Source organism: Enterobacter sp. 120016 (assembly GCF_018383635.1).
Lineage (GTDB): Bacteria > Pseudomonadota > Gammaproteobacteria > Enterobacterales > Enterobacteriaceae > Enterobacter > Enterobacter asburiae_D.
The window spans coordinates 13,506-28,580 of record NZ_JAHAWC010000007.1 but is presented as its reverse complement, the minus strand read 5'-3'; the positions used below and the strand labels follow the sequence as shown (position 1 = coordinate 28,580).

Annotated in this window: 15 protein-coding genes; 11 read left to right on the top strand and 4 right to left on the bottom strand. The window is 54.9% G+C overall.

Features of this window, described 5'->3' with window-relative positions:
• Position 1: 1 nt before the first annotated feature.
• The 4 genes from mreD to csrD all read right to left on the bottom strand — a co-directional run bounded on the left by mreD (position 2) and on the right by csrD (position 4,835).
• Positions 2-490 (bottom strand): rod shape-determining protein MreD, encoded by a 489-nt coding sequence (mreD, locus tag KIF87_RS11945; RefSeq protein ID WP_023309399.1) that lies wholly within the window; start codon positions 488-490, stop codon positions 2-4.
• Positions 490-1,506 carry a rod shape-determining protein MreC gene (gene mreC / locus KIF87_RS11940; protein ID WP_023309400.1) on the bottom strand — a complete coding sequence of 339 codons (1,017 nt, stop codon included), beginning with the start codon at positions 1,504-1,506 and terminating at the stop codon, positions 490-492. Before mreC ends, mreD begins: the two co-directional genes overlap by 1 nt.
• A gap of 62 nt (positions 1,507-1,568) precedes the next feature.
• On the bottom strand, positions 1,569-2,612 hold the full coding sequence (gene mreB / locus KIF87_RS11935) for a rod shape-determining protein MreB (protein WP_000913396.1): 1,044 nt from the start codon (positions 2,610-2,612) through the stop codon (positions 1,569-1,571).
• 282 nt (positions 2,613-2,894) lie between these two features.
• Positions 2,895-4,835, bottom strand: a complete 1,941-nt coding sequence (csrD, locus tag KIF87_RS11930) for an RNase E specificity factor CsrD (protein WP_213328841.1) — start codon at positions 4,833-4,835, stop codon at positions 2,895-2,897.
• 183 nt (positions 4,836-5,018) lie between these two features.
• Here csrD and acuI point away from each other — a divergent pair, with 183 nt between their 5' ends.
• The 11 genes from acuI (at position 5,019) to dusB (ending at position 15,052) form a co-directional block, all read left to right on the top strand.
• Complete coding sequence (acuI, locus tag KIF87_RS11925; protein WP_213328840.1) at positions 5,019-5,993, top strand: acrylyl-CoA reductase (NADPH); 975 nt, start codon at positions 5,019-5,021, stop codon at positions 5,991-5,993.
• A 77-nt stretch (positions 5,994-6,070) separates the two neighbouring features.
• Positions 6,071-7,072 carry a protein-methionine-sulfoxide reductase catalytic subunit MsrP gene (gene msrP, locus KIF87_RS11920; protein WP_213328839.1) on the top strand — a complete coding sequence of 334 codons (1,002 nt, stop codon included), beginning with the start codon at positions 6,071-6,073 and terminating at the stop codon, positions 7,070-7,072.
• Entirely contained in the window at positions 7,073-7,672 is a 600-nt protein-coding gene (gene msrQ / locus KIF87_RS11915) for a protein-methionine-sulfoxide reductase heme-binding subunit MsrQ (protein WP_213328838.1), read from the top strand.
• Between the two features lie 234 nt (positions 7,673-7,906).
• Complete coding sequence (gene aroQ / locus KIF87_RS11910) at positions 7,907-8,359, top strand: type II 3-dehydroquinate dehydratase (protein WP_063143608.1); 453 nt, start codon at positions 7,907-7,909, stop codon at positions 8,357-8,359.
• 21 nt (positions 8,360-8,380) lie between these two features.
• The gene (gene accB, locus KIF87_RS11905; RefSeq protein WP_010436174.1) at positions 8,381-8,842 is read left to right on the top strand and encodes an acetyl-CoA carboxylase biotin carboxyl carrier protein; all 462 of its coding nucleotides are present in this window, start codon (positions 8,381-8,383) and stop codon (positions 8,840-8,842) included.
• 10 nt (positions 8,843-8,852) lie between these two features.
• Positions 8,853-10,202 (top strand): acetyl-CoA carboxylase biotin carboxylase subunit, encoded by a 1,350-nt coding sequence (gene accC, locus KIF87_RS11900; RefSeq protein ID WP_010436177.1) that lies wholly within the window; start codon positions 8,853-8,855, stop codon positions 10,200-10,202.
• A gap of 108 nt (positions 10,203-10,310) precedes the next feature.
• Complete coding sequence (locus KIF87_RS11895) at positions 10,311-10,553, top strand: YhdT family protein (RefSeq protein ID WP_063143609.1); 243 nt, start codon at positions 10,311-10,313, stop codon at positions 10,551-10,553.
• Positions 10,543-11,994: a sodium/pantothenate symporter gene (gene panF, locus KIF87_RS11890; protein ID WP_032650448.1), complete on the top strand. Its 1,452-nt coding sequence runs from the start codon at positions 10,543-10,545 to the stop codon at positions 11,992-11,994. The genes KIF87_RS11895 and panF overlap by 11 nt, the downstream gene beginning before the upstream one ends.
• An 11-nt stretch (positions 11,995-12,005) precedes the next feature.
• The gene (gene prmA / locus KIF87_RS11885; RefSeq protein ID WP_032639765.1) at positions 12,006-12,887 is read left to right on the top strand and encodes a 50S ribosomal protein L11 methyltransferase; all 882 of its coding nucleotides are present in this window, start codon (positions 12,006-12,008) and stop codon (positions 12,885-12,887) included.
• A 128-nt stretch (positions 12,888-13,015) separates the two neighbouring features.
• On the top strand, positions 13,016-13,756 hold the full coding sequence (locus tag KIF87_RS11880; RefSeq protein WP_213328941.1) for a carbonic anhydrase: 741 nt from the start codon (positions 13,016-13,018) through the stop codon (positions 13,754-13,756).
• A gap of 330 nt (positions 13,757-14,086) precedes the next feature.
• The gene (dusB, locus tag KIF87_RS11875; protein WP_023309409.1) at positions 14,087-15,052 is read left to right on the top strand and encodes a tRNA dihydrouridine synthase DusB; all 966 of its coding nucleotides are present in this window, start codon (positions 14,087-14,089) and stop codon (positions 15,050-15,052) included.
• Positions 15,053-15,075 lie beyond the last annotated feature (23 nt).

Below are 15,075 nucleotides of genomic sequence, written 5' to 3'. Positions count from 1 at the left end.
TTTATTGCACAGCAAACTGCTGGCGAACCTTACGCATCAGCAGGAATAACCATGGCCAGAGCACACCGTTTACTACACTACTCCAGAACACTTCCGGTCGGAAAGAGACGTTGATCACTAAAAACTCTGCCCAGAAAACAACGATATCCGCAGCGAGCGACAATAGCATCACCACCAGGGCCTGTTGCCAGAGCGCAAGGTTACGAAAGAGCTGGAATTTGAGTGCGACGAGGTACGCAATAATGCTCATGGACAAGGCGCGCACGCCAAGCGTAGAGCCGCTAATGAGATCCAGTATGGCACCCATCACGAAACCTGTGCCGACATTTACGCGATGCGGCAGGGCAAGGATCCAGTAGAGTAAAATGAGCAATACCCAGTTTGGCCGGAAAACGAGAATGTCATCCGGCCAGGGCATCACTTGCAGTAACAGTGCAATGAGAAACGAGAGCCAGATGACCCAGCGTCCCTGGCTGCGATAGCTTGCCACTACTGCCCTCCCGAAGAGAGTTTAGGCGGTGGCGGCGCATCCGGCAGCGGCTGCGTTAACCCGGTTGCCGGCGCCGGTACTGGCGCAGGCGGCCCCATGGAATCCGCAGGCGGGAGAACCTGCGGCATCATCTGCATCAGGCGCTCATTTGCTACGCGATGCACCTCTTCAGGCGTCATCGGATTAGCACCGTTACGATCGGCGCCCCACAGCAGCAGCAGATAGCGCAGACGCTGCAAACCGGCGGTTGGACGCGCCTGAATCACGGTATAGGCACGCTGAGTATCCAGCTTGACCGAAGAGACCACCGCAACCGGATAGCCTTCAGGGAAGCGTCCACCCAGGCCGGACGTCACCAGCACGTCGCCCACGCGGATATCCGTGTTAGCCGGCAGGTGTTCCAGCTGCAGGTCGTCCGTACAGCCGTTACCGGCCGCAATCACGCGGATGTCGTTGCGCAGGACCTGGATCGGCAGCGCATGCGTGGCATCGCAAATCAGCAGCACGCGGCTGGTCAGTTTGGCCACGGCAACAACCTGGCCCACGACGCCTTTATCACTGATAACAGGCTGACCTTCATACACCCCGTTCACGCTCCCTTTGTCGATCACAACCTGATCGCTGTAGGGGTCGTTCACGGTGGAGATTACCTGCGTGACCATTTTCTGCTCATCCTGACGCAGCGGCGAGCCGAGCAGTTCACGCAGACGCGCGTTTTCCTGCTTGTATTGCCCCAGCATCAGCAGTTCGCTGTTTTTGAGCAGCAGTTCCTGACGTAATGCCCGGTTTTCGAGTTCGAGTTGGTCGCGCGAAGACAGCGTTTGAGAAACGGAGTCGAGCAGTTCACGGGGACCATTTGAAACAAAGTAGAAAGGACTGACGGCGGTATCCATGTACGTTCTGATCTGGCTGAACGTACCGAGGCGGCTATCGGCAATAATGACCCCAAGCGCAACCAGAACCGCCAGGATGAGGCGAAACTGTAGCGATGGGCCACGGCTAAAAATTGGCTTCATAGGCTATGCGTATTCTCGCGTCAGAGAGAAAGGGTAGCAAATTGCTACCCTCTCAAACTCGACTACTCTTCGCTGAACAAATCGCCGCCGTGCATGTCGATCATTTCCAGCGCCTTGCCACCACCACGGGCGACGCAAGTCAGTGGATCTTCTGCAACTACGACAGGAATACCTGTCTCTTCCATTAACAGGCGGTCGAGGTTACGCAGCAGCGCACCACCACCGGTCAGAACCATACCGCGCTCGGAGATATCGGACGCCAGCTCTGGTGGACACTGTTCCAGCGCAACCATTACCGCGCTCACGATGCCCGTCAGTGGTTCCTGCAGTGCTTCCAGAATTTCGTTGGAGTTCAGGGTAAAACCGCGTGGAACACCTTCCGCCAGGTTACGGCCACGTACTTCGATCTCGCGCACTTCATCGCCCGGGTACGCAGAGCCGATTTCGTGTTTGATACGCTCTGCGGTGGCTTCACCGATCAGAGAGCCGTAGTTACGGCGCACATAATTAATGATGGCTTCATCGAAGCGGTCACCACCGATACGTACGGAAGAGGAGTAGACTACGCCGTTCAGAGAGATAACGGCCACTTCAGTGGTACCACCACCGATATCCACCACCATAGAACCGGTAGCTTCGGAAACAGGCAGGCCCGCACCGATGGCTGCAGCCATTGGCTCTTCAATCAGGAACACTTCACGTGCACCTGCACCCTGGGCAGATTCACGGATTGCGCGACGTTCTACCTGGGTTGCGCCAACCGGCACACACACCAGAACACGCGGGCTTGGACGCATGAAGCTGTTGCTGTGAACCTGCTTGATGAAGTGCTGAAGCATTTTTTCAGTCACGAAGAAGTCGGCGATAACGCCGTCTTTCATTGGGCGAATGGCGGCGATGTTGCCAGGGGTACGACCCAGCATCTGCTTCGCGTCATGACCCACAGCGGCCACGCTTTTCGGCGAGCCCGCACGATCCTGACGAATGGCCACAACAGAAGGCTCATTCAATACGATGCCTTGTCCTTTTACATAAATAAGGGTATTCGCGGTACCCAGGTCAATGGACAGGTCATTGGAAAACATGCCACGAAATTTTTTCAACATACTAAGGGATAATCCTGAAAGCTGGGGCGGAAAACAAAATCCGCTTACTTTACCAACCACACGCAGCAGCGACAAGGCGCAAAAATCATCTGCAACGGTGAAAATTTGTGCAGTACGTTTCCTGATGTTACAAAACCATCCCCTGACTCCCTCAGGGCTGAGTAAACAGTAGCGTTCCCCACTGACGTTTGTAACCCGTTACAGGTCGTTCACTGGCTTTTTGCTCGACATACTCAAAGCTACAGGCGCGATATTCTACGTGAAAACAGCGTAAACGGCAGGTCAAACAGAGTATCTTTGCAAATATTTTTTCACGTTGGTGTCAAGCGGTTGAGAGGCAGCAAAAAAATCCCCCTGACCACCCATCACACCGCGCTCTGTTAACATCTGCCATTCGCTTCTGGAGCGCACGCCCGCGGCAAATACTTGTGTTCGCGTTCCCTTGCATGCTTCAACCAGACTCTGTACCAGCAGCTGGTTTTCCGTACGCTTCTCAATATTCCTTACCAGCCCCGGATGTAGCTTTAATAACTCCACATCCAGCTCCTTGATCCAGTTGGTACTGACCAGCGTTAAACCTGCCTGCGTCACCGCTACTCGCGCACCCAGCGCATTGATCAAACGTACCACCGGACGTAACCGGCTGATGTGTTGACCTACGTCGGCCTCAGCAAGTTCAAAAATAATGTGTTTGCGTTGCGATTTTTCGCATTGCATTAATGTATCACGTAGCCAGCGCTGAAAACGTGGGCGTATTAACGACTCCACGGTGACCTGTAACGCCAGGTTTTCTTCAGGCCAGAAGGATAAAAACGGAATCAGCCGGGTAATTTGCTGGCGGTCATACTCTTCGGACAGGCCAAATTGCAGCACCATCGGCAGATATTCCGCAGAGATGACCTCTTCCGTACCGTCAAAAATACGACACATCAGTTCACGGTGATGAACGTTGCCGTTTTTCATGACCGCGGGTTTTTGATAAATACGTGGCCCGCCGCGGCTGAGCATTTGCTCAATCAGCGTTCGCCAGCGCACGTTGCCGCGCCCTTTTTCCGGCAGCGAGTCATCATAAACCGCCCACCCGTTCGCCCCCTGCAACACGGCGTTGCGGGTAGCGGCTTCCGCATGCTCCATCACCTGTTCCGTGGATTGTCCGCCACGCCAGGCGCAGATCCCCATGTGGACCATATCGTCCCTGTCGAGCATTTTGCTCTGCGGCAGCGCATCCACCGCCTTCAGCAGCTGGCTGGCGATGCTTTCCGACTCCTTCAGCGTGCGGTGAGGCAACAATACGGCAAAGTCGCTGCGGTGATAGCGGGCCAGCAGCGCGCCCGGGTAGCGCATAATAAAGGTGGAGAGCAGGTTGATCAGCGTAAAGAGGTTTTCTTCCGCGACCCGCTGTCCCCAGGTGTCGCGCAGGAGATCGAAATCGGGCAGGCGAATCATCATCACCACCCCGTGTGTCCCCACTTTTTCTGAATCGTCGAGCAGCGTGGCGAGCTGATTATCAAAGAACAGACGGTTGTTAAGGCCGGTTTTATTATCTTGCGCCGCATAAGAGCGGATCAGCGTATCCATACGGCTGCGCTGATCGCTGGCAAACTGGATTTCGGAGAGCAGGGTATCCAGCGCGCTGCTGGCGCGCGACGGCCACTCGTGGACGGAGCCACGCACCTGCGGGCCGCGTTCACCGTTAAGGATCCGCACAGAGCGCATCTCCAGCAGCTCCTGGCCGGAGAGCTGGCGGCGCAGCCAGCGGACCGCGAGAAAGATCAGCAGGACGATAAACGCAACGGCGACGGTGAGCGGCGCGGTGGTCATCATGGAACGGAAATAGCTCGCCATCGGATCGAGGTAGACCATGTGTATGGTCATCCCCGGATTTTTAAGGGAGTGCACCGTCACGTCCCGATACTGGCTCACCACGCCCGCGGGCAGATAACTTCCCGGCCGTTCATGGCTTAAAACACGGTGCTTTCCTTGCAGAATGTCGATCTGAACGATATCAACAGGTACCATCAACTCATCGAGCTCACGGGAGAGCGCCGGCAGCGGCGTCGTCAGCAGACGCGTATCAATCACCGATGCAACAGACTGTACCCGGTTAACCAGCTTGTCCTGAATGGCGGTGTAAAAGCTCAGGGAGCAGCCCATAAGCGTGACAAAAATGGTAAGCCCCGTCAGCAAGGTGATAAAAGCCGAGAACTTCGTCGTTAATCGCATCCTTGAGATTACTCCGTGGGTTGATGGGGTAGCGAGTAAGCGCTAACTTGCATTTCAAATGCGGCATACTACCAAATCGGGCGTATCTGGCAATTTATTGCGTTAAATCGGCATTGCGTTTCCCTGAGCGAGTATAGTCTTCAGAAATTATTTTCCAATCATCTGAGTCGAGAGGACCCCCGTATGCAGGCTTTGATCTTAGAACAGCAGGACGGCAAAACGCTTGCCTCAGTGCAGGCGGTTGAAGAGAGTCGCCTGCCGGAAGGCGAAGTAACCGTCGACATCGACTGGTCCAGTTTAAATTATAAAGACGCGCTGGCTATTACCGGTAAGGGTAAAATCATCCGAAATTTCCCTATGGTGCCGGGGATTGATTTCGCAGGCCGGGTTCATACCAGCGAAGATCCGCGTTTCCATGCGGGCCAGCAGGTGCTGCTTACCGGCTGGGGCGTAGGTGAAAATCACTGGGGCGGGCTGGCAACGCAGGCGCGCGTGAAGGGCGACTGGCTGGTGCCAATGCCGAAAGGCATGGATGGCCGCAAGGCGATGATCGTCGGCACGGCAGGCTTTACCGCCATGCTGTGCGTGATGGCGCTGGAAGATGCGGGTATCCGCCCTGAGTGGGGTGAAATTGTCGTCACTGGCGCCAGCGGCGGCGTGGGCAGCACGGCGGTCACGCTGCTGCACAAGCTGGGCTATCAGGTCGCTGCGGTTTCCGGCCGTGAAAGCACCCATGACTATCTGCGCCAGCTCGGTGCCAGCCGCATTCTCAGCCGCGACGAATTTGCCGAAACCCGCCCGCTGGAAAAACAGGTTTGGGCAGGGGCGGTGGATACCGTCGGTGATAAGGTGCTGGCAAAAGTCCTGGCGCAGATGAACTACGGCGGCTGCGTGGCAGCCTGCGGTCTGGCGGGCGGATTTGCCCTGCCAACCACCGTGATGCCATTTATTCTGCGTAACGTACGCCTGCAGGGTGTGGATTCCGTGATGACCCCGCCGGCTCGTCGTCATGAAGCCTGGGAGCGGCTGGTGCGCGATCTGCCTGAATCTTTCTATACCCAGAGCGCAACGGAGATAACCCTGAGCCAGGCGCCAGAATACGCCAGTAAGATCATGGACAACCAGTTCCACGGTCGTGCGCTAGTGAAAATCGCCTAATCTTCAAATTTTCGTGACATATTCGCGCGAATCCCTCTCCTCCGTCATGCTTAGAAAAACGCATGACGGAGGATGCCATGAAAAACCGAAAACTGACGGAAGCCGACGTAACGTCCGAGTCTGTCTTTATGTTACAGCGCCGCCAGATCCTGAAAATGCTTGGCATCAGCGCCACTGCCCTGACGCTCTCTCCGGCGGCACACGCCGACCTGCTCGACTGGTTTAAAGGCAACGATCGGCCGAAGGCCCCTTCCGGCGCCCCGCTCACCTTTACCAAACCCGCCCAATGGCAAAACAAACTGACGCTCACGCCGGAAGATAAAGTCACCGGCTACAACAACTTCTACGAATTTGGTCTCGATAAGGCCGATCCTGCCGCGAACGCCGGAAGCCTTAAAACCGATCCGTGGACGCTGAAGATTGATGGCGAAGTGGCGAAACCCCTGACGCTGGACCACCACGATCTCATCACCCGTTTCCCGCTCGAAGAGCGTATCTATCGCATGCGCTGTGTTGAAGCGTGGTCGATGGTGGTGCCCTGGGTAGGCTTCCCGCTGCATAAACTGCTGGCGATGGTTGAGCCCACCAGCAACGCAAAATATGTCGCTTTCCAGACGCGCTATGCGCCGGACGAGATGCCCGGGCAGAAAGATCGGTTTATCGGCGGCGGGCTTGAGTATCCGTATGTGGAAGGGTTACGCCTCGACGAAGCGATGCACCCTCTTACCCTGCTGACCGTCGGCGTTTATGGCAAAGCGCTTCCGCCGCAGAACGGAGCCCCCATCCGTTTAACCGTACCCTGGAAATATGGTTTCAAAGGGATTAAATCTATCGTCAGCATTAAGCTTACCCGCGAGCGTCCGCCAACCACCTGGAATCTGGCGGCCCCGGACGAATACGGCTTCTTCGCCAACGTGAACCCGCACGTGGATCATCCGCGCTGGTCGCAGGCAACCGAGCGGTTTATCGGTTCCGGCGGTGCGCTGGACGTGAAGCGCCAGCCGACGCTGCTGTTTAACGGCTATGCGGATGAAGTGGCCTCGCTTTACCGTGGTCTCAATTTACGGGAGAACTTCTGAGTGCGTTTAACGGCAAAACAGATTACCTGGCTGAAAGTACTGCTGCACCTGGCCGGGCTGCTTCCTTTTATATGGCTGTTCTGGGCCGCCAGCCAGGGGCTCTTTAGCGCAGACCCGGCAAAGGATATCCAGCATTTTACCGGTCGGATGGCTCTGAAATTTTTGCTGGCCACCTTGCTCGTCTCGCCGCTGGCGCGCTACGCTAAACAGCCATTATTGATTCGCACCCGTCGGCTGTTAGGGCTATGGTGTTTTGCCTGGGCGACGCTGCACCTCACCAGCTATGCCCTGCTGGAGCTGGGAATTAACAATCTGGCGCTGCTTGGCCGCGAACTGGTGACGCGTCCTTATCTGACGCTCGGTATCGTGAGCTGGGTGGTTTTACTGGCGTTAGCGCTGACATCCACGCAGTATGCGCAGCGAAAACTGGGCAGGCGCTGGCAGCTGCTGCACAACTTCGTCTATCTTGTCGCGATCCTCGCCCCCATTCATTACCTGTGGTCGGTGAAGATCCTCTCCCCGCAGCCGGTACTTTATGCACTGGCGGCCGTGGCGCTTTTAGCATGGCGTTATAAGAAGTTCCGCCAGTGGTGGCGATAGTTCGCGAAACTGTGCGTTTTCCCGCAGATTGGCCGTCAACCGCAAATCTTTTTCGGATAGCGGTTGATAATCTTCCCTGATAAGACCAGTATTTAGCTGCTAAATGCTACGAAATCGTTATAATGTGCGACCTTGGTTCGCCTGACAGCGGTTTTAAGCCTCTGAAAAGGTGACATTTGCGCTTTGAAGGTATATTTTGTTTTTTACCCGAAAATCGCAGGAGATAGCGGCATAATGACTGATAAGTTCCATATCTTAGTTTTGAACGGACCGAACCTGAACATGCTCGGCACCCGTGAGCCAGAGAAGTACGGCACGCTAACATTGGGTGAAATTGTTAACCGTCTGGGAACGGAAGCAGCGTCACTGAATGTGGATTTGGATCATTTTCAGTCGAATGCGGAGTACGCACTCATCGACCGTATTCATCAGGCTAAAGACACTGTGGACTATATCCTGATCAATCCGGCCGCGTTTACGCACACCAGTGTTGCTATCCGCGACGCACTGCTCGCGGTGAGTATCCCGTTTATCGAGATCCACCTGAGTAATGTGCACGCCCGAGAGCCGTTCCGCCACCACTCGTATCTGTCAGATATCGCTGCTGGCGTTATCTGTGGACTGGGCGCTGACGGCTATTCATACGCTTTACAGACAGCGGTAAAACGCTTGTCACAATCACACTAAACAAGAGTACGGAACCCACTCATGGATATTCGTAAGATTAAAAAACTGATCGAGCTGGTTGAAGAATCAGGCATCTCCGAACTGGAAATTTCTGAAGGCGAAGAGTCTGTACGCATCAGCCGTGCAGCCCCAGCCGCTAGCTTCCCGGTAATGCAGCAAGCTTATGCTGCGCCAGTGCAGCAGCCTGCGCTTTCCGCAGCCGTTGCGCCAGCAGCTGAAGCCGCACCTGCCGCTGCAGCAGAAATCAGTGGTCACATCGTACGTTCCCCAATGGTTGGTACTTTCTACCGCACCCCGAGCCCGGACGCGAAGGCGTTCATCGAAGTGGGTCAGAAAGTCAACGTAGGCGATACCCTGTGCATCGTTGAAGCGATGAAAATGATGAACCAGATCGAAGCAGACAAATCAGGTACTGTGAAAGCGATTCTGGTCGAAAGTGGTCAGCCGGTTGAATTTGACGAGCCGCTGGTCGTCATCGAGTAACGAGGCGTACATGCTGGATAAAATTGTTATCGCCAACCGCGGCGAGATCGCACTGCGTATTCTTCGTGCCTGCAAAGAACTGGGCATCAAGACCGTCGCTGTGCACTCAAGCGCGGATCGCGATTTAAAACACGTATTGCTGGCGGATGAGACGGTCTGTATTGGTCCGGCTCCGTCCGTAAAAAGCTATCTGAACATCCCGGCTATCATCAGCGCCGCTGAAATCACCGGCGCGGTGGCAATTCATCCGGGTTACGGCTTCCTCTCTGAGAACGCCAACTTTGCTGAGCAGGTTGAACGCTCTGGCTTTATCTTCATCGGCCCGAAAGCCGACACTATCCGCCTGATGGGCGACAAAGTGTCTGCTATCACCGCGATGAAAAAAGCCGGTGTTCCAACCGTACCAGGCTCTGACGGCCCTCTGACCGACGACATGGATGCTAACCGTGCTCATGCTAAACGCATTGGCTACCCGGTTATCATCAAAGCGTCCGGCGGTGGCGGCGGTCGCGGTATGCGCGTTGTGCGCAGCGATGCTGAACTGGCTCAGTCCATCTCCATGACCAAAGCAGAAGCGAAAGCCGCTTTCAGCAATGACATGGTGTACATGGAAAAATACCTGGAAAACCCACGCCACATCGAAATTCAGGTGCTGGCTGACGGTCAGGGTAACGCGATCTATCTGGCAGAACGTGACTGCTCCATGCAGCGTCGTCACCAGAAAGTGGTCGAAGAAGCACCAGCACCGGGCATTACCCCAGAGCTGCGTCGCTACATCGGCGAGCGTTGCTCCAAAGCGTGTGTCGATATCGGCTATCGCGGTGCAGGTACCTTTGAGTTCCTGTTCGAAAACGGCGAGTTCTATTTCATCGAAATGAACACCCGTATTCAGGTTGAACACCCGGTTACCGAAATGATCACCGGCGTTGACCTGATCAAAGAACAGCTGCGTATCGCTGCAGGCCAGCCGCTGTCCATCAAGCAGGAAGAAGTTGTGGTGAAAGGCCATGCGGTAGAGTGCCGTATCAACGCCGAAGACCCGAACACCTTCCTGCCAAGCCCGGGTAAAATCACGCGTTTCCACGCGCCGGGTGGCTTTGGCGTGCGTTGGGAATCTCATATCTACGCCGGTTACACCGTACCGCCGTACTATGACTCAATGATCGGCAAGCTTATCTGCTACGGCGAAAACCGTGACGTGGCGATTGCCCGCATGAAGAACGCCCTGCAGGAGCTGATCATCGACGGTATCAAAACCAACGTTGATCTGCAGATGCGCATTATGAGCGACGAGCACTTCCAGAATGGTGGAACCAACATCCACTATCTGGAGAAAAAACTCGGTCTGCACGAGAAGTAATACAGCATCTTTGCGAAAAGGCCGGATTATCCGGCCTTTTTTATTTCTGGGGCCTGGAAAGCCTCATCATGTACAATCCCCGCTTTCTTCATCCACAAGGGACAAAAAATGGACAAGCGTTTTGTTCAGGCCCATAAAGAAGCGCGCTGGGCGCTGTGGCTGACCCTTCTCTATCTCGCTGCATGGTTAGTGACTGCTTACTTACCAGACTCAACCACAGGCATCACCGGCCTGCCGCACTGGTTCGAAATGGCGTGTCTGCTGGTGCCGCTGATTTTTATTTTGCTCAGCTGGCTGATGGTGCGCTTTATCTTCCGCGATTTCCCGCTGGAGGACAGTGATGCAAACTGAAATCATCACCGTACTGGTTGTCTATTTGATCGTGGTATTTGGTCTCTCTTTCTATGCCATGCGCAAACGCAGTACCGGATCGTTTCTGAGCGAATATTTCCTCGGCAGCCGTTCCATGGGCGGGTTTGTGCTGGCGATGACGCTGACCGCCACTTACGTGAGCGCCAGTTCGTTTATCGGCGGGCCGGGAGCCGCATACAAATACGGCCTGGGCTGGGTATTGCTGGCCATGATTCAGGTGCCCACAATCTGGCTGTCGCTGGGCATTCTGGGCAAAAAATTTGCCATTCTCGCCCGTCGCTATAACGCCATTACGCTGAACGACATGCTGCAGGCGCGTTATCAGAGCCGTGCGGTGGTCTGGATTGCCAGTATCAGCCTGATTGTCGCCTTCGTTGGCGCCATTGCCGTTCAGTTTATTGGCGGCGCGCGCCTGCTGGAAACGGCAGCGGGTATCAAGTACGAGACCGGGTTGCTCATCTTCGGGATCACGATTGCGCTGTACACCGCGTTTGGCGGTTTCCGCGCCAGCGTACTGAACGACACCATGCAGGGCATGGTGATGCTGATAGGCACCCTGGTGCTGCTGGTTGGCGTCATCTACGCGGCCGGCGGGTTACACAATGCGGTGCAAACGCTGGAACAGATTGATCCTAAGCTGGTCAGCCCTCATGGTGCTGACGATATCCTGACGCCCGCGTTTATGACCTCCTTCTGGGTGCTGGTTTGCTTTGGGGTTATCGGTCTGCCGCACACCGCCGTGCGCTGTATCTCTTATAAAGACAGCAAAGCCGTTCACCGTGGGATTGTGATTGGTACCGTCGTTGTCGCCCTTCTGATGCTGGGAATGCATCTGGCGGGCGCGCTGGGTCGGGCCGTATTACCTCACCTGACCGTGCCGGATCAGGTGATCCCTACGCTGATGGTGCAGGTTCTGCCGCCGTGGGCCGCCGGGCTGTTCCTTGCTGCACCGATGGCGGCAATCATGTCCAACGTTAACGCGCACCTGCTTCAGGCTTCCGCCACTATCATCAAAGATCTGTGGCTTAGCGCGCGTCCGGCTAAAATGCATAATGAGCAGAAGCTTAAACGCATCTCAACCTGGACCACGCTGGTGCTCGGCATTCTGATGATGCTCGCCGCATGGCGTCCGCCGGAGATGATCATCTGGCTGAACCTGCTGGCATTTGGTGGGCTTGAGGCTGTATTCCTGTGGCCGCTGGTGTTAGGGCTTTACTGGGAACGCGCAAACGCGGCAGGCGCGCTGAGCGGCATGATCGTCGGCGGTGTGCTGTATGCCGTCCTCGCAACGTTTAAGATTCAGTACCTGGGCTTCCATCCGATTGTGCCTTCGTTACTGCTAAGTTTACTGGCGTTTGTGGTGGGGAACCGTTTCGGTCAGCCCGTCCCACAGCCCGCTATGATTTCTACTGATAAATAAAGAGTTTTGCCATGCCGTGGATCCAACTAAAACTGAACACAACCGGCGCTAACGCCGAGGAACTGAGCGATGCGCTGATGGAGGCCGGCTCGGTCTCCATCACCTTCCAGGACACGCATGACACGCCGGTCTTTGAGCCGCTGCCGGGCGAAACCCGCCTGTGGGGCGATACCGACGTTATTGGCCTGTTTGATGCCGAAACCGATATGAAAGAGGTTGTCGCGATTCTGGAGAATCATCCTCTGCTGGGCGCGGGTTTTGTGCACAAAATCGAACAGCTGGAAGACAAAGACTGGGAACGCGAGTGGATGGATAACTTCCACCCGATGCAGTTCGGCAAACGTCTGTGGATCTGCCCAAGCTGGCGCGACGTCCCGGACGAGAATGCGGTCAACGTGATGCTCGATCCGGGCCTGGCGTTTGGGACCGGCACTCACCCAACCACGTCCCTGTGCCTGCAGTGGCTTGATGGGCTGGATCTGGACGGAAAGACGGTGATCGACTTCGGCTGTGGATCCGGGATCCTCGCGATTGCAGCTCTGAAACTGGGCGCGGCAAAAGCCATCGGGATCGATATCGATCCGCAGGCGATTCAGGCCAGCCGCGATAATGCCGAGCGTAACGGCGTTTCCGACCGTCTGGAGCTGTATCTGCCGGATGCTCAGCCAGACGCCATGAAAGCCGATGTGGTGGTCGCAAACATTCTGGCGGGCCCACTGCGCGAGCTGGCCCCGTTAATTAGCGTGCTGCCCGTTGAGGGCGGTCTGCTGGGGCTTTCCGGTATCCTGGCGAGCCAGGCCGACAGCGTATGTGAAGCCTACGCCGATCTCTTTGCCCTTGACCCGGTAGTGGAAAAAGAAGAGTGGTGCCGCATCACCGGCCGTAAAAAATAAGCATTTGGCGTGGTCATCTGACCACGCCTCTCCCCCTCTGATAATCCTCTCTCCCCCGTTCATTCTTCGGTAAAATAACCACACAAATCATGTTGATTTGTATTACAAAAATTCACCGGAAGAATATGATGAAACACATTACAGGCAAGGCAGCGCTGCTGGCGCTGAGCATGATCTCGGCTTCAGCATTCGCATCACACTGGAGCTACGAAGGGGAAGGTTCGCCGGAACACTGGGGCGAGCTGGACGAGGCATACAAGACCTGTCAAAGCGGAATGAACCAGTCTCCCATTAATATTGATTCGACCGCTAACGCCCATCTTTCCCCGCTACAAACCCACTACGTTGATGGCCCTGTTACGCTGACAAACAACGGCCATACCATTCAGGCAAGCGAACAGGCTGACACCCGCGATACCCTTACTCTCGATAAGCAAACCTGGACATTACAGCAGTTCCATTTCCACGCGCCGAGCGAAAACACCGTTCATGGCAAGAAATATGCGATGGAAATGCACCTGGTTCATAAAAATGCCGGAGGAGAACTGACGGTGGTGGCGGTGATGTTTGATAAAGGGGCCGCAAACCCGGAGCTTGAAAAACTGTGGCGCGTTATGCCTCAGCAGGCCGAGCAGAACGTCTCCATTAAACAGGATCTTAATCTGAACAAACTGCTGCCAAAAGATAAAACGTACTGGCGCTTTAGCGGCTCATTGACCACCCCTCCGTGTTCAGAAGGCGTCACCTGGATTGTGCTTAAGCAGCCCCTGACGGTTTCTGCAGAACAGCTTGATAGATTCACCCATACAATGCATCACGATAATAACCGTCCGGTACAGTCGCTGCACGGGCGCGTTGTGGTCGAATAAGACGCATTTTTCGCATGACGATCATGTTCTAAAATGCGACGCAGATCGCAAAGAAGTGGGGAAATCTGCTGCTAAAAACAGCAGATTATCCCGCTTCAGCGAAGCATTTATTCAGAAATGATGAGAAGTTACGGGAAATTGTAAGCGCCCATAAAATAACCATTATCGTATAACATAATGATTTAAATAATGAATAATTTTGAACAGGAAGATTGAGCGGCGATTCCTTGATCTACAACAGTGGATTGTTCAAAGTTTGGCCTTTCATCTCGTGCAAAAAATGCGTAATATACGCCGCCTTGCAGTCACAGTATGGTCATTTCTTAACTCATGCGCATCGGACACCACCAGCTTAGAAATCGCCTGATCGCAGCCCCTATGGCAGGTATTACAGACCGGCCGTTCAGGACGCTGTGCTATGAGATGGGAGCCGGTTTAACCGTATCCGAGATGATGTCGTCTAACCCGCAGGTTTGGGAAAGCGATAAATCCCGCCTTCGGATGGTGCACGTTGATGAACCAGGTATTCGCACCGTGCAAATTGCCGGAAGCGTGCCTGAAGAGATGGCAGATGCCGCGCGGATTAACGTGGAAAGTGGTGCCCAGATTATTGATATCAATATGGGGTGCCCGGCCAAAAAGGTGAATCGCAAGCTTGCAGGTTCAGCCCTTCTGCAATACCCCGACCAGGTGAAAGCTATCCTGACGGCGGTTGTCAGCGCAGTGGACGTTCCTGTTACGTTGAAGATTCGCACGGGTTGGTCGCCGGAACACCGTAACTGTGTAGAGATTGCCCAACTGGCCGAAGACTGTGGCATTCAGGCCCTGACCATTCATGGACGCACTCGCGCCTGTTTGTTCAACGGTGAAGCTGAATACGACAGCATTCGGGCAGTTAAGCAGAAAGTTTCCATTCCGATTATCGCGAATGGCGACATAACTGACCCGCTTAAAGCCAGAGCTGTACTCGACTATACGGGAGCTGATGCTCTGATGATAGGACGTGCCGCTCAGGGAAGACCCTGGATCTTCCGGGAAATCCAGCATTATCTGGACACTGGGGAGCTGCTTGCCCCGCTGCCTCTGGCAGAGGTTAAGCGCTTGCTTTGTTCGCATGTTCGGGAACTGCATGACCACTACGGTCAGGCAAAAGGGTACCGAATTGCGCGTAAACACGTCTCCTGGTATCTCCAGGAGCACGCTCCAGATGACCAGTTTCGGCGCACATTCAACGCCATAGAGGATGCCAGCGTACAGCTGGAGGCGTTGGAGGCATACTTCGAAAATCTTGCGTAATGAAATAAAGAGCTGACAGAACT

Bases quoted from the DNA above. Each gene is read 5' to 3' on its own strand.
- aroQ (WP_063143608.1), top strand. From the start codon at position 7,907: ATGACTGATAAGTTCCATATCTTAGTTTTGAACGGACCGAACCTGAAC.
- panF (WP_032650448.1), top strand. From the start codon at position 10,543: ATGCAAACTGAAATCATCACCGTACTGGTTGTCTATTTGATCGTGGTA.
- accC (WP_010436177.1), top strand. From the start codon at position 8,853: ATGCTGGATAAAATTGTTATCGCCAACCGCGGCGAGATCGCACTGCGT.
- acuI (WP_213328840.1), top strand. From the start codon at position 5,019: ATGCAGGCTTTGATCTTAGAACAGCAGGACGGCAAAACGCTTGCCTCA.
- dusB (WP_023309409.1), top strand. From the start codon at position 14,087: ATGCGCATCGGACACCACCAGCTTAGAAATCGCCTGATCGCAGCCCCT.
- mreB (WP_000913396.1), bottom strand. From the start codon at position 2,612: ATGTTGAAAAAATTTCGTGGCATGTTTTCCAATGACCTGTCCATTGAC.
- accB (WP_010436174.1), top strand. From the start codon at position 8,381: ATGGATATTCGTAAGATTAAAAAACTGATCGAGCTGGTTGAAGAATCA.
- msrP (WP_213328839.1), top strand. From the start codon at position 6,071: ATGAAAAACCGAAAACTGACGGAAGCCGACGTAACGTCCGAGTCTGTC.
- mreC (WP_023309400.1), bottom strand. From the start codon at position 1,506: ATGAAGCCAATTTTTAGCCGTGGCCCATCGCTACAGTTTCGCCTCATC.
- csrD (WP_213328841.1), bottom strand. From the start codon at position 4,835: ATGCGATTAACGACGAAGTTCTCGGCTTTTATCACCTTGCTGACGGGG.
- KIF87_RS11880 (WP_213328941.1), top strand. From the start codon at position 13,016: ATGAAACACATTACAGGCAAGGCAGCGCTGCTGGCGCTGAGCATGATC.
- KIF87_RS11895 (WP_063143609.1), top strand. From the start codon at position 10,311: ATGGACAAGCGTTTTGTTCAGGCCCATAAAGAAGCGCGCTGGGCGCTG.
- prmA (WP_032639765.1), top strand. From the start codon at position 12,006: ATGCCGTGGATCCAACTAAAACTGAACACAACCGGCGCTAACGCCGAG.